Source organism: Pseudomonas sp. SIMBA_041 (genome assembly GCF_046535095.1).
In the GTDB taxonomy this organism is placed as follows: Bacteria; Pseudomonadota; Gammaproteobacteria; order Pseudomonadales; family Pseudomonadaceae; genus Aquipseudomonas; species Aquipseudomonas mucoides.
Map to the genome: position 1 here is coordinate 476,385 of NZ_JAWRXJ010000005.1, position 15,272 is coordinate 491,656.

The 15,272-nt window shown below is 57.9% G+C and carries 8 protein-coding genes and 1 pseudogene; 7 read left to right on the forward strand and 2 right to left on the reverse strand.

What is annotated here, in order from left to right:
- Nucleotides 1-445 precede the first annotated feature (445 nt).
- On the reverse strand, nucleotides 446-1,840 hold the full coding sequence (locus SB725_RS14930) for a DUF1254 domain-containing protein (RefSeq protein WP_410922035.1): 1,395 nt from the start codon (nucleotides 1,838-1,840) through the stop codon (nucleotides 446-448).
- Nucleotides 1,841-2,142: 302 nt separating this feature from the next.
- On the opposite strand from SB725_RS14930, the gene SB725_RS14935 reads away from it, so the two are divergent.
- Entirely contained in the window at nucleotides 2,143-3,186 is a 1,044-nt protein-coding gene (locus tag SB725_RS14935; protein WP_410922037.1) for a helix-turn-helix domain-containing protein, read from the forward strand.
- 82 nt (nucleotides 3,187-3,268) lie between these two features.
- Here SB725_RS14935 and SB725_RS14940 read toward each other — a convergent pair whose 3' ends face one another.
- A complete protein-coding gene (locus SB725_RS14940) occupies nucleotides 3,269-4,303 on the reverse strand; it encodes an AraC family transcriptional regulator ligand-binding domain-containing protein (protein WP_410922039.1) in 1,035 nt (344 codons plus the stop codon).
- A gap of 533 nt (nucleotides 4,304-4,836) precedes the next feature.
- Between SB725_RS14940 and SB725_RS14945 the strand changes: the two genes are divergently transcribed.
- From SB725_RS14945 to SB725_RS14970, 6 genes and pseudogenes are all read left to right on the forward strand, one after another.
- A complete protein-coding gene (locus SB725_RS14945; RefSeq protein ID WP_410922041.1) occupies nucleotides 4,837-6,699 on the forward strand; it encodes a DUF1302 domain-containing protein in 1,863 nt (620 codons plus the stop codon).
- Nucleotides 6,699-8,045, forward strand: a complete 1,347-nt coding sequence (locus SB725_RS14950) for a DUF1329 domain-containing protein (RefSeq protein WP_410922043.1) — start codon at nucleotides 6,699-6,701, stop codon at nucleotides 8,043-8,045. The genes SB725_RS14945 and SB725_RS14950 overlap by 1 nt, the downstream gene beginning before the upstream one ends.
- A gap of 1,181 nt (nucleotides 8,046-9,226) precedes the next feature.
- A pseudogene (locus SB725_RS14955) lies at nucleotides 9,227-10,051 on the forward strand (methyl-accepting chemotaxis protein); the annotation flags it as partial.
- A gap of 251 nt (nucleotides 10,052-10,302) precedes the next feature.
- Nucleotides 10,303-11,979: an EAL domain-containing protein gene (locus SB725_RS14960; protein WP_410922045.1), complete on the forward strand. Its 1,677-nt coding sequence runs from the start codon at nucleotides 10,303-10,305 to the stop codon at nucleotides 11,977-11,979.
- Between the two features lie 209 nt (nucleotides 11,980-12,188).
- A complete protein-coding gene (locus tag SB725_RS14965; RefSeq protein ID WP_027923347.1) occupies nucleotides 12,189-13,469 on the forward strand; it encodes an HAAAP family serine/threonine permease in 1,281 nt (426 codons plus the stop codon).
- Nucleotides 13,470-13,563: 94 nt separating this feature from the next.
- Nucleotides 13,564-15,216 carry a SulP family inorganic anion transporter gene (locus SB725_RS14970; RefSeq protein ID WP_410922047.1) on the forward strand — a complete coding sequence of 551 codons (1,653 nt, stop codon included), beginning with the start codon at nucleotides 13,564-13,566 and terminating at the stop codon, nucleotides 15,214-15,216.
- The last annotated feature ends 56 nt before the right edge of the window (nucleotides 15,217-15,272 follow it).

Genomic DNA, 15,272 nt, shown 5'->3' on the forward strand with positions numbered 1-15,272 from the left:
CGTAGAACGGTGCGCGAAACTATTAGAAATTCGCGCCGATATGTCCCAGGGTGAAGTTCAGAAAAGTCTTGCTGCACCCTCTGCCGGTAACGGCAAGAAAACAGCTCGCCGAATAACGGCTCGAGAGGCCACCCACCGGCGGCAGAAGTTTACCGTGGGGCGTGGAGCAGGCTTTCCGCAAGCTCGAGTAAGAAAATCCTTAATGCAGCACTACGGTCAGGGCTCGCCCTCTGCCGACAACTCTGTTGGTACACGCCCTGTTAGCCACTAACACATGCACAGGTACAAATGTGGCACATGGAGGTGCGTGGGAAGCCTGCAGGCCCCGATATTGCTGCACTGCAGAGACTCTCACTTCGGGCATAAACAAAAACGCCGACCATTCCATGGTCGGCGTGGCCTTGCCATAACGGCCAAGGCCGGTTTCCCCTCTGTTACACAAGGATCAGCCGAGCTTGATCAGCTTCGGCCCCTCCCAACGCAACTCTTTCATCAGGCCACGGGGCTCATAAGCGCGCACCATCAGCCAGAAAATATCGCCTCTTTTGACCGGCAACCAATTGGAACGCTTGTCCTCTCCCGGGTCTTCGGCCTGGACATAAATGTCCAGGCTGCCATCGCCGCCATACTTCAGGCTGGTCGTGCGATCACCAATGGCGTATCGATTGATCGGATTGTCGATCACCGTGTATTTGCTGTTGTACGCATGCAGCGACCAGAACGCCTCGGCATCGGGAATCTGGTCAGCCGGGAAATGCAGGCTGTAGCGTGAGTCGCCATTGAGGAGGGCGCCGGAGTCATCCATTTGCAGTAAGTGATAAGGGTTCTCGGTCACCGGCAATGCAATGGTGCCGGCCAATGCCACCGAAGCGCGATAGAGATAGTCGCTGTCGGTGTAGTAGCCCAGGCTGGGTTTCGGTAAGGTCCAACCGTTGGCCGTGTGCTGCCCGGCGAGCGCCCGCGAAGCCTTGATCACTGCCTGGCGTCCATCCTGTTCGGCACGTTTGAGACCTTTCTGGACTTCTGGGGTGAGCTGTTCGAAGCCGTGCTGCCCTGGAGCCAATCCCAGGCGGGTAAAACGGTTGGCGACGGCAGCATCTTCTTTCGAAACTGCGCACTCCTGCCACATGTCCTGCAGAACCTTGAAATCGGCCAGCGGATCTTCCGCCGGCAGGGGAGGCCTGGAGAGTTCGGCAGCCACGCCGGGAACGGCGTCCCGGCCTGCGAGGAAATCCGACAGAGGCGCGACGACAAAGCGTTTCTGATAGTCGATGGCCTTCAGGCGGTCGTCGTTATTGGCGAAGAACATACGCAGGACATTGAATGTCTGCGGGATTTTCGCTCTGAGCACAAGATCGATGCCAACAGGCAGCAGCCCGTTCCAGTCGGGACCGACCACTGCTACGCGCCCGCCTTTGGAAAAGCTGCGGCGGCTGGGTAGGCCGAAGGTCGACCCGAAAAAATCGCAGAACTGCATGCTCCAATAGCGATCGTCCATTTGCGGAATGGTAACGATGTAAGGCTGCGCACGCAGATCCAGCCACAAGGTTGAGTACAGCGTATCGGTTTGCGGAGCTCCGGGGATTTCAGGCGTCACGGGTACATTGCGATGTAGCCACTGCCCCCGGTTTTGTCGGATCTTCATCATCGGATCGCCTTCCATCATGCGCGTGTAGCGCAGGCGGGCGAAGTAAATCAATGGATAGCCATACACGTAGGCTTGCATGCCAAGCTGATAGGCCGTGTCCTCATCCAATGTCAGGGCGTTTGCCCAAAGCTTCGCAGCGGGCAGGCTGGCCGAGACACCCGTTGCCCCCAGGACCGCCAGCGCCTTGAGCATGTCGCGCCGGCAGAACATGCTCGGATTGAGGTTCATCCAGTTACTCGAATCCATCTTGCCCTCCACAGAAAATCAATAGGTTCGTTCCGTCCGCTCACAAGTGGGCGTCGGCTGAATTAAGTGGATGGTTGTGGTTGGGAATGGCGCGAAGGCGTGCCGGTCCCACCTGAGGGCAGCAAGTTGATTTATGCTTCATTTCCTTGATTCACCTGTTATTTTTGTTTGGGCGTGAAGGGAGTGAGTCCCCGAGGTCCCGCAGTCGCGCGACCCTGAAGCAACATGCAGGCAATAGACGAGCAACCATGAATCCCTGGCTGACAAATAATTATCCCAATCACCGAAAACGCCTCTCGCTTTCACCTTCAACGGTTCTGGCCGGCATTCGCCTGCTGGAGTCGCGCGGGATACCGTTGTCCGAGTTGCAGCAACGCTGGAACTTTCCCCTGTCGGCGTTCCGCCAACCCTATCTGCGTTTGCCAGCGTTCCTTTCCCGTCATTTTTGGGAGTGCGCGCGTACGTTAGATAATGACCCTGCCATCGGCCTCGCTGCCGCAAGGCCCGCGGATCTCGGTCAGCTGCTCGGTTTGAACTACCTCATGCAACTGGCACCGACACGCATGGAGGCCCTGCAAACCATGCAACGTTTCTGGCCATTGGTGGCCAGTCACATTGATCTTCGTTTCGAGCAGCAGGGCGACACGCTGCGCTTTGGCCTGCAAGCACCGGCGAAGCTGCGACCGGCTGTGGAGGAGGTGGACTACTGGTGCGCCAGGCAAATTCATCACCTGCGCAGTTGGGTGTGTGCACCGAACCCGATTATCGAAATTCATCTGCGGCGTCCGCGTCCGGTCGATCCCGGGCCCTGGGAGCGGTTAGCGGACAGGCCGGTGTTTTTCTCGGCGCAACGAGACGAAATGCTTTTGGATGTTCAAGCGCTGCATGTCGATCGCCCGGCGGGCCCCTCCAGCGTGCGCCTGGCACTGGAAGAGTCCATGGAGGACTACGCCTGCCAGACCGCCAGGGGCAGCCTGATAGAAATGGCCAGCAGTGCCATGCTGCAGGAGTTGCGCGGTGGACTGAATCTGGAAGACATGGCCGATCGCTTGCACATGACCGCCCGCACCCTGCATCGGGCTTTGCTTCGCGACGGCTGGAATTTCAGCGACCTCATCGATATTCATCGACGCTATCTGGCCCATGACCTGCTGCTGGACAGCACGCTGTCCGTTGCCGAGGTCGCCGATAGTCTGGGGTATAGCGAAGTCAGCAGTTTCACCCGTGCAATCCGTCGCTGGTATGGCACCACGCCCAGCGAACTGCGTGAAGAAAACCCGCGGCTGGGTTAATTTTCGTCAGTTACCGACTCGCGCTGATACGGGGCGAGCATTACCTGACAAAAACGATACCGGCATGAAGCGGCGACCGTCGTTAATCGAGTTGTTTTCGGTAACTCAGAGGGGTGATGCCTTTCCATCGTCGGAACGCCCGAATCAAGCTGCTCTTGGAGCTGAACCCCGCGCGGCTGGCGATCTGGTCCAGGGTCAAGTCGGGCATGGTCAGCAGGTTCAGGGATTGAGCCTCTCGGGTTTGATCGAGCAACTGCGCGAAGGTCGTATTTTGTGCAATCAAGGATGACGTCACGCAGTCCACAGGCAGTGCCAGGGTGTTGGCGAGGTGTTGCGCACTGACCTCTTGGCCGAGTATTTCGGCCAGGCCCGCGCGCAGGGCACTCAGCGGCAGAGGGGCGCCAAGCCGGGCCAGGTGCTGCAGGATCGGTTGTTCGACCCGGGCAAGCCAGCGGGCATTGGCACCCGGCAGGGGGCTATCCCAGGTCTCGCGTTTGAAAACCAGTGTCGCGCATTCCTGTCCGAATAGAACCGCAATGCCCAGCTTGAGCCAGGGTGTCGGGTCGGATGGCTGCGGGCGCGGAATTTCAAGGCGCCGCAGAAACTGCGGGGCTTTCAATCCCGATTGGCGTTCGAACAGTTTCACATTGTGATAATTGAAGCAGTCGCGCGCCGCATCGGCTGGCACGCGAGCGCCTGTGAGTCGGGTTTCCATTCGCCAGTCACCCGATTCGTCCTGGACCAGCCGCATGCGGGTAACGGTTGTAATCAATGGAAGAAATAGCACGTAACGTCGAACGGCATCGCCAATCGTAGCGCTGGTGTAGAGCGCCAGATCAATGCCGTAGAGGTCGGCGGGGCCGAGGTTTCGGGCCACGCAAAGACCAAAGTTCGCGTCACCACTGAGTTCGACTGCACGAAGCCACAACGGAGTGATATCGGTCAGATCCAGGCGCAACTCATTATCGTGCAGGATGGCCGGGTCGAAACCCAGACCCGTCAGCATGGGTAACGGATCGATGTCGTATTGCGACTTCAGCGTTTTGGCAATGGCGCGTGCAATCGAAGCCAGGGTGGTTCTGGCTGCGGTGGCGGGGTTGGTTGGCATGGTTTGCATCGCTTGCGCCTGCTGATAGCGACAAAATTCATGATCAGCATGCCGGGCCGCGTTAGCGTGCGCAATCAGCAATGGATGAGATCAAAGCGCTTGCAGGCTTGATAAAAAAAACACCCCAGGCAAAAAGGCGAGGGGCGATATAGAGCAGCGCTCCAGTCGATGATGCTTTTGTCATAGAGCACTCGGGCTCTACAGCGCGTGAAAGCCGGCTCAAGATGCGCTCATTTGCCTGCAGCGGGTGAGTCATTGACTGACAAATAGTTTCCCCGTAACCCGGTCATCGTCTGGCCGCCCTGTGCTTTGTCCACTCCCCAGCGTCCATGACCGGATCGGCAAATACATTTCGGCCGTCTGATCGCGGCGGGGAAACTATTTGTCAGCCAATGACTCATGCACGACCCCTGTTTACTCACATGGTGGCCGCCGAGCATTCGCTTCAGGCGTAGCTCACGCCTGCCATCGGGCAACGCCAAGTGCCCGGTGGATTCGCGAAAGCCTCATCGCCAATAAAAAAATAACAGGTGAGTCAACACATGAAGCATGTCTCAACCATCCGTAGTGCACGCCGTCAAACACCGATTCTTTACCCGCATCTGCTTGCTTTGGGGGTCGCAGTTGGCTGTCAGTCCGCCCATGCCACCACCTGGCAGGTCAACGACGACTGGGGGCTGACCACCAACACAACGCTCAGTCTGGGGACAAGTTGGGCGCTGCAGAATGCCGACAAATTTCAAATGACGGCTGCCGACGCAGCCAGCATCGGGAAAACCGGCACTGGCGTTAACTACAACGCCGACAACGGCAAGCTCAACTTCAACAAGGGCGACACCATTTCAACGGTGTTCAAGGGGCTGACCGATTTTGATTTGAACGATGGCTCGCAGGGGGCGTTCGTTCGCTTCAAATACTGGTATGACCACGCTCTGGAAACCGGAAATGGCGACTTCGAGAAGTTCAATGACTCCGGCTGGCAGGACCTGGCCCGATTCCAAGGGTTCGAAGTGCTGGATGCGTATGTCTGGAAGGACTTCAACGTGGCCGACCACTCGTTGAACGTCAAAGTCGGCAATCAAGTGTTGAGTTGGGGCGAAGCGCTGTTCATCCAGAACGGTGTGAACGTGATCAACCCCCTGGATGTCTCGGCCTTCAACCGGCCGGGGGTTGAACTCAAGGAAGGGCAGTTACCCGTCGAGATGGTCAGCTTCAACTTTGACCTGAGCGACTCAGTCAGCCTGGAAGGGTTCTGGCAGTACAACTTCCGTCCTTCTGTATACGATGGCTGCGGCACGTTCTTCAGCATTGCCGACAACCTGCAGGAAGGTTGCCAGAACAATTACATGATCGCCGGTGGCACCGGTACCACTGCTCAAAGCCTGCAGGACTTCAATCCCGCCGCAGGAGCGGCCAACGCACAGCGCGAACGTTACCTGCAACGCACCTCAACAGACTACCCGAGCGACACTGGCCAGTACGGATTGGCCATGCATTACACCATCGAGTCGCTGCACGACGCCGACCTTGGGTTGTACTACATCAACTACCACAGCCGTACACCGCAGCTTCAGGGGGTTATTGCTCGCCAGGCGCCTGTCGGGGCTAACGTCAACATCAATACCGGCGATTACTCGAACGTTTACCCGGAAGACATCAGGCTGTTCGGCGCGAGCCTGAGCGGCGTCATTGGCACCACCGCCACCTTTGGCGAGCTGAGCTATCGCCCCAACATGCCGCTGGCCTTCAACGGCGCAGACTTCGTCGGGCTGCTGGCCGGTTCCGGGACCACACCGATCATGCCTTTGACCCCAGCCCAATTGGCGGCGGCCCGTGGCTCTGAGGTCGAGGGTTACGCACGCAAACCAATCTGGCAATTCAGCCTCGGTGCGGTTGATACGGTATCCAACGTGATGGGCGCCAATCGTCTGTCGCTGGCCGGCGAAATGGGTTTCAACTGGATTGAAAACATCGACGGCGATCGTTTCGGTCGTGCCGGAGGATTCGGTCGCACCTTGCCTGCCACAGGTGTTGCAACGTCTTGTGTCGGCGCTGGGGCAGGGGGCATGAGCGCGGCCCAGGTAGCGCAAATGAACGCCGATTTCTGTAACACCGACGGCATCTACACCGATTTTTCCTGGGGCTATCGCCTGCGTGCGGGCCTTTCCTACGAGCAATTGTTGCCGGCCACCGTCATCACGCCGGCCATCAACTGGCGACACGACGTCGAGGGCTACGGGCCCAACTTCCAGGAAGGTCAACAGGCGCTCGGCCTGACACTGACCTTCGACTATCGCAACGATTACTCGTTGGAGTTCGCTTACAACGAATTCCTCGGTACCAACAAATTTTCCACGATCGATGATCGCGATTTTGCCTCGGTGAACCTCAAGGTGAGCTTCTAATGAAAAACTTCACAAAAACATTACCTCTCGTCATGGCAATGATGCTTGCCTGCACCATGGCGCAGGCCAAGCAGGACGACCCTGGATTGATTGGCTCGAAACTGACACCCATGGGTTCCGAGAAAGCCGCCAATGCCGACGGCAGTATTCCCGCCTGGACTGGAGGCATCGCCGCCAACGCCGCCATCGTCAGCTCGAACGGTGATTACGCCGATCCATTCGCGGGCGAAAAACCGCTCTATACCGTGACCAAGGACAATGTCAGTCAGTACAAGAACGTTCTGACGCCAGGCCAGGTGGCTATGTTCGGGCGCTTTCCCGACTACCGCATGCCGGTGTATCCCACTCATCGTACCGCCAACCTGCCCAAGACCGATCAGGATGAAGCGAAGGCGAACCTGGGTAAAGTCGAGCTGGCCGACGGCGGCTATGGTCTGAAAAATTACAGTTTCGGCGTTCCTTTTGCCGAGCCCACAGAGCCACTGGAAGTGCTCTGGAACCACCTGACCCGTTACCGTGGTGGTTCCTTCGTACGTGAGATCGCCTCGGCAACCGTTCAGGATCAAGGGCAATCCACGGTCGTGACGTACAATCAGGTCGCCGCTTTTCGCGACCGGATCAAGGACCTTGATCCGCAGGAAAACCTGCTGTTTTTCTATCGTGCCCAAACCCTGACGCCTTCCCGTTACGCTGGCGAAGTCACCTTGATTCACGAACCGATGAACCAGGTGACAGAAGCGCGTGCGGCCTGGCAATACCTGCCGGGGCAACGTCGCGTGCGGCGGGCGCCGACCGTCTCCTATGACAGCAGCGCGCGCTATAGCTTTGGCCAGATCACCAGTGACGGCACCGATGGCTTCAACGGTGCACCGGACCGATATGACTGGAAACTGATCGGCAAACAGGAACTGCTGGTGGGATACAACGCCTACAAACTCAATAGCAAAACCTTGAAATACGCTGACCTGCTCAAGCCCGGTCACCTGAACACGGATCCGTTGCGCTACGAAAAGCACCGCGTGTGGGTAATCGAGGCGACGCTCAAGCCTGACGCACGCCATGTCTATGGCAAGCGCCGCTTCTATATCGATGAAGACTCCTGGCAGATCCTCGCTTCGGACATGTATGACAGTCGTGGTGAGCTGTGGCGTCTGTTCGAGGCGCACTACGCGATGCTGTACGACGTACAAGTGCCGACCACTGTTGCCGAGACCACCTACGACCTGATTTCGGGCCGCTACGGCGTTTCGCAGATGACCAATGAGGTCAACCAGAAGGTCGCCTATGGCGCGCCGATGGTCAAAGCCGATTTCACGCCGGCGGAAATCAGACGTCTGGGCAAGTGAAAAAACAGCGGGCTTACCCAGGTGAGCCCGCTGTTTTCGATCGCCTGTCGGTAGCGATCCCCGCATCGGGGAGGTAAGTCACTCGGGAGCCGAACAGCAACAGGTGCACGGGCCATGACCACAACCTGATTGGCCTTCCTTCCCAAACCCGAATAACTGCGCTCAGTACCATCCCCGGATCCTTCCTCCGACACGGCGCCGCGCGCCTTGGCGATTGCTGCTTTATAGACATAAGAATCTACAAACCAGGAACAGTAGAAATGAAAGTAGCCAACACTTCGAGAGCGATTCAGTACGCGCTGGTTGCGATAGCCGCGACGTTCTCAGGTCTGCTGTACACCTTTGTGGCGCTCAAACAGGCGGCCCAGGAGGCACGCGAGATCAGCGAGAGGCGTTACCAGTCTTACTTGCTCGCCGATGAGTTGCGCCAGAGTTCCGATGATTTGACGCGTCTGGGCCGCACCTATGTGGTGACGACGAACCCGGAATACGAGCGCGAATATCTGAAGATTCTGGATATTCGCAATGGCAAGGCACCCCGCCCGAAGGAGTATCACCGCATCTACTGGGATTTTGTCGCCGCGGGTAACGAAACGCCTCGCCCTGACGGCGAGGCTGTGGCCTTGGAAACGCTGATGAAACAGGACGGCTTTACGGACAGGGAGTTTGCCAAGCTCAAGGAAGCGCAGGCCAATTCCGACAGCCTGGTACAACTCGAAGTCAAAGCCATGAACGCGGTCAAAGGCAAGTTTGTCGATGCCCAGGGGCAGTACACGGTCAATGGCGAGCCTGATCTCGCACTGGCGCGCAAGCTGGTGCACAGCGAGCAATACCATGCCTTCAAAGCCCAGATCATGAAGCCGGTGGACGAATTCTTCGAGTTGATGGAGCAACGTACTTCGCAAGAAGTACTGCTGGCAAACAACGCGCTGAACTTTGCACAGAACCTGTTCGTCACCATTTTGCTGATGTTGATCGGTGAGATTGGCCTGCTGGTCTATCTGGGGCGCAAGCAGATCCTTCAACAATTGGGCGGTGCACCGGCCGAGCTCGATCGGGTCCTGAATGAAATTGCCGGCGGCAATCTGGGCGTGTCGATTCCCCAAGCGCCCGATAAAAGTGCCTTGGGTAGCGTACGGGTAATGACCAATACGTTGCGAGCACTGATTGGAGCGATCACTCAAACCAGCGAGCAGTTGCGGGTTGCGGTGGTCCAGGTGGCCCAGGTGGTTGAAGACACCGCCGTGCGGGCATCTCAACAGCATGAAATGACTGATCTGGTGGCCACTGCGGTACATGAGATGGGCCTGACCGTTCAAGAAATTGCCCGCAATGCCAGTGGTGCGGCCGAAGCTTCTCAAGTGGCAAAAGACGAAGCCCATCAGGCGAGCGGTATCGTCGGTGAGTCTACGGTACACATCGAACGCATGGCCGAGGAAATCGGCATAGCGGACCATTCCGTGGGGGAACTGGCCGATCACGTGTTGTCCATCGATCAGGTGCTGGCGGTGATTCGCGGCATTTCGCAACAGACTAACTTGCTGGCGTTGAATGCGGCTATCGAAGCGGCACGAGCCGGTGAGTCGGGCAGGGGATTTGCGGTGGTGGCGGATGAAGTCCGGACATTGGCGGGGCGCACCCAGAATTCGACGGATGAAATCCAGCACATGATTCAGGGGCTCAAGCTGGGGGCGGAAACCGCCGTCAACTCGATGCGGGCCGGCCAGGCGGCGACGCAAACAGGCGTACAGGCCAGCCAGCGGACCAATCAGTCGCTGGAGGCCATCGCGTCGCAGATTGAGCGGATCAGCGATATGAACAGCCAAGTGGCCACTGCGACGGAAGAGCAGTCATCGGTCACAGAGGAAATCAATCGTAATGTCCAAGGGATTGCCGACCTGGCCCATTCCACATCCAGTGACACCCATCGTTGCCAGCAGGATTGCCAGACATTGCGACGAGTGTGCGATGAGCTGACGCTACAGATTGGCAATTTCCGTTTGTAGTCGGCAGCTACGGATCAATAGCCCCCAGACGGTATATGCCCGGAAGACTTCCTGGCGGTATCGGGGATTTTAAGGGGTAGCAGGCCAGAGCATTGCCGTGATTAAACGATCGCATTCTCTCGAAGCAGATTTGTGAACGTTTGTATTTTCTTTATGACGCGATTACCTGAAGGTCACATTCGATGATAGGGGATAAAAGCGATGCCTCGGCCGGCAGGACAGAAGACGCCCCAATAGTCCTGGACTTGTCCATGTTCGACGCCATTACCGATGCGTCGCCCAATACAGTTCTGGTCATCGATGAGCGCGGCATCATCCAGGCCGTAAGCCGTTCTTCATTGCAGAACTTCAACTTTGCTCAGATGGAGTTGCTGGGGCAGAACATCTCCCTATTGATACCCGAGGCGTACAACAAAAACCAACCCGGTTACCTGGAGTCTTTTCGCAATGTCGGTGAACACCGGAACATGGGCGGCGGGCGTGAAGTGGTCGGGCAGCGCAAGGATGCTACCTATTTCCCCATGCAATTTAACGTCAATGAGTTCCGATTGGGCGAACAACGTGCCTTCGTCGGCGTTTGCTACGACATCAGCGAGCACCATCGACTCAATAAACGCATTACCCAATTGGCTACTTATGATGATCTGACCGGTTGTATCAATCGCCGTCAATTTGTGGAGATGCTGGAAAAAGCCTTGCTCAGTTGTCAGCAGGCGGAGGGTCGACTGGGGTTGCTTTTTATTGATCTGGACGGTTTCAAACATATCAACGACAGCTATGGCCACGGTGTTGGTGATCGACTGCTCAGAAAGGTAGCCGAACGTTTGCGCGTTGCTCTCAGGGGCACTGACATGCTCGGACGGGTGGGGGGGGACGAGTTCGTGGCGTTCCTTATGCTCAACGAAGATGACAAGGCCGATCTCATTGCAGAGCGCTTGATCGAAAGCCTCAAAGAACCGTTCAGCATCGATGGCATTCCGTTATTGGCGTCAGCCAGCATCGGAATCAGCATGTTTCCGGAGCATGGCAGCTCGGCTGATAAGTTGATAAACGCCGCAGATATCGCCATGTATCGGGGTAAGGCGGATGGCGGAAGCGGAGTCTGTATGTTCAGCCAGGAAATGCGCGAGGAGAACGAGCGTAGCTATCGCCTTGTCTCTTGCTTGCGTGATGCGCTTGAACTGGGGCAACTCGAGCTTCACTACCAATTGCAGTTCGATACGCGGACGTATCGGCCTTCGGGTATGGAGGCGTTGTTACGCTGGCGCAATGGAGATGAACTGGTAATGCCTGACCAGTTCATCTCCATTGCCCTGAAGTATCGTCTGATGCCGGCTATTACTCGCTGGGTCATCAACCAGGCCTGCATTGACAACGCCTGGCTTATCGAGCTGGGAGTACTGGACGTGCCGGTAGCGGTGAATGTCTGTGTTGACTCTTTTGTGGATGAGAACTTTGCCCAAATGGTTGAGCAAATTATCAAGGATACCGGACTACCCTCCGGGAGATTGGTACTGGAAGTTACTGAAGATGTGGCGATGAAAGGGGCGGAGCAGGTGATGCGCAATTCGTTGGCATTACGGAGTGCGGGCATTCATCTGGCCATGGATGACTTTGGGACCGGTTACTCTTCACTGGGACGTCTGCGGAGTTTGCAGTTTCATAAATTGAAGATTGATCGCTCATTTATTGCAATGCTGCCCGGCAGCACGGCCGAACAGGAAATTGTCCGTGCCACGCTCAGCATTGCACGTGCATTAGGCATGGAGGCAATCGCTGAAGGCATTGAAACTCAGGCTCAGTTGGCTTTTCTGCAGGCCGAAGGCTGTAACGAAGGGCAGGGATATTGGTTTGCCAAGCCGATGCCTCTGGAAGCACTCATTACATGGCTCGAGGTAGGGGGCCCAAAGTGTCGAGAGGTACTCTAAATTCAAAAAATAATGAAAACCTACGGCAGCCCTGCTCCTGCGTAACACCCTGAACACTGATCCGCACAACCATTCTTCAGCTAAGTCTTTGCTTCTGTTGATTAATCCCGGACAATCGCGCCCCTGTTTCGGCCAGGGCGCTGCCTGTCGGGTTTTTCCGACTCGTCCTGGCCGGGTAGCAACTGACCGGAATGCGGAGATCCCACCGGATGAATGATCAGGCCAATAGCGTCGACAAACGCTATGTAGCGGCGGCACCAGCGACTCTTTCGAGCTGGAATCGTCATGACACCACCTGGATGCTGGGCCTGTTTGGCACGGCCATCGGGGCCGGCACGCTGTTTCTGCCGATCAATGCGGGGCTGGGCGGCTTCTGGCCGTTGCTGGTCCTGGCGGTGCTGGCGTTCCCCATGACTTTCTACGCGCACCGTGGCCTGACCCGCTTCGTGCTGTCCGGACGCGAAGGCGCGGACATCACCGAAGTGGTGGAAGAACACTTTGGCATCAAGGCCGGTGCGCTGATCACCTTGCTGTATTTCTTTGCGATCTTCCCGATCCTGCTGATCTACAGCGTGGCACTGACCAACACCGTGGGCAGTTTCCTTGAGCATCAACTGCACATCATGCCGCCCCCGCGCGCGGTGTTGTCGTTCGTGCTGATTCTCGGTCTGCTGGCGGTGGTGCGTTGCGGCGAACAGGCGATCGTCAAGGCCATGAGCCTGATGGTGTATCCGTTCATCGTTGCACTGCTGTTTTTGGCGGTGTTCCTGATCCCGCACTGGAACGGCGGCATTCTGTCCACCGCCAGCACGCTGCCTGAACCGTCGGCGCTGCTGCATACCTTGTGGCTGGCGATTCCGGTGATGGTGTTCTCGTTCAACCACTCGCCGATCATCTCGGCGTTTGCGGTCGACCAGAAACGTCGTTACGGCGAACACGCCGAAGAGCGCAGCTCGCAGATCCTGTCCCGCGCCCACCTGTTGATGGTGGTGATGGTGCTGTTCTTCGTCTTCAGTTGCGTGCTGACCCTGTCGCCAGCACAACTGGCCGAAGCCAAGGCGCAGAACCTGTCGATCCTGTCGTACCTGGCCAACCACTTCAGCAACCCGACCATCGCCTTCGCGGCGCCGTTGATTGCCTTCGTGGCCATCTCCAAGTCATTCCTGGGCCACTACATCGGTGCCAGCGAAGGTCTTAAAGGCCTGATCGTCAAAAGCGGCAAGCGCCCGGCACCGAAGACGCTGGACCGCATGACCGCCGCGTTCATGCTGGTGGTGTGCTGGATCGTTGCCACGCTCAACCCGAGCATTCTCGGGATGATTGAAACCCTCGGTGGCCCGGTCATCGCATCGATTCTGTTCCTGATGCCGATGTACGCGATCCGCAAGGTGCCGGCGATGGCGCGTTATCGCGGGCAGGCGTCCAATGTCTTCGTGACGGCGGTGGGCCTGGTGGCGATTACAGCGTTGATCTACTCGCTGACCGCGTGATCGTTCGGCCTGCTCGCGCAGCGCCGGATTGACAGCTACAGTGGCCGCTGCGCGTATTGCGCGCAGCGGTTTTTTTTCGCCTGGAGACACCGGATTGCCCAGCGCCTCACCCCAAAATTTCACTGAACAACCCAATCGCTGGCAGGACCTGCTGGCCGGGTTGTCGATTGCCGGCCTGTTGTTGCCGGAAGCGGTCGCGTATTCAAGTATTGCCGCCGTGGCGCCGCAGGCCGGGGTGATCGCCTTGTTTGCCGGTTTGCTGTGTTACGGGCTGTTCGGCACCAGCCGTTTCGCCATTGTCTCGGCGACATCGTCGTCGGCAGCGGTATTGGCTGCCGCCACCGCGACGCTGGCCAACGGCGATCCGCAACTGCGCTCTGCCCTGGCCATCGGCCTGGTGCTGGTGACTGGCGCGTTCTTCCTGCTGGCCGGGTTGTTCAAGCTGGGCAGCGTGACTTCGTTCATCGCAAAACCGGTGCTGCGCGGCTTTGCCTTTGGCCTGGCGCTGACCATCATTCTCAAGCAAGTCGCCAGTGTGGTCGGGGTGCCCCTGACCAACGGCATTCTGGTGCACTTTCTGCCGCAATTGCTGGAGCAACTGCCGCAATGGAATTGGGTGGCGGCGGGTGTCGCCGCCGTGGCGTTGGCCTTGCTGGTGCTGTGTGCAAGGTTCCGGCGCTTGCCGGGTGGCTTGCTGGTGGTGGTGATTGGCATTGCGGCGAGTCAATGGCTGAACCTGCCGGCGTATGGCGTGAAGCTGATCGGCGTGATCGATCTGAGCCTGGAGGTGCCGAAGCTGCCAGAGTTGCCTTTCACTGACTGGTTGCGCCTGGGTGAATTGGCCTTTGCCATGGTGATGATCCTGTACGCGGAGTCTTACGGCTCGATCAGCGCCTATTCGCTCAAGCACGGCGACCGGATCTCGTCGAATCGCGATTTGCTGGCACTGGGGGCGTCCAACCTGTTGTCCGGGTTGTTTCATGGCATGCCGGCGGGGGCAGGGTACTCGGCAACGTCGGCCAATGAAGCGGCCGGCGCCACGTCGCGATTGGCGGGTGGCGTGGCGGCGCTGGTGGTGTTGCTCATCGTTTTGACCGTGTTGCCCTACATCGCCCTGACCCCGGAGCCGATTCTCGCCGCCATCGTCATCCATGCTCTGGCGCGAGGCTTGAGCCTGCAACCGCTGGGACGCTATTTCATCTGGCGACGCGATCGGTTGCTGGTCATTTGCGCGGTGGCCGCCGTGCTGGTGGTGGGTGTGCTGGACGGGTTGCTGCTGTCGGTGGCGATCAGCGTGGTGTTGATGCTCAAGCAAATGTCGGCAGCGGACATTCAGATCCTCGGGCGCATTGATGGCGGTCACGACTTTGTCGACCTGCACCTTCATCCGACGGCGCAAACAGTGCCAGGGGTTTTGATCGTCCGGCCGGGGGAGGCGTTGTTCTTTGCCAACGTCGAGCGGATTCTGGGCAGCACGTTGCACTTGATCCGTCATTCGCAGACGCCGATTCATTCGGTGGTTCTCAGTCTGGAGGAGTCGCCGGACCTGGATGGCACCAGTATTGAGGCATTGCAGGAATTTTTTGTGCGGGTGCGGGGGGAAGGGAAGCAGCTGGTGCTCGCCCGGCTCAAGGACTCGGCGCAGGCCGCATTGGCGGCGTTGCCGGAAGTGAAGGATACACAGGTGATCCTCAGCGGTTTGAGCGTGGATGGCGCGGTGCAACAAGCCCTCAAGACCAGCGCATAACCCTTGTAGGAGTGTGTAAGGGCATAGCCATCGCAGGCATAAAAAAACGCCGCACA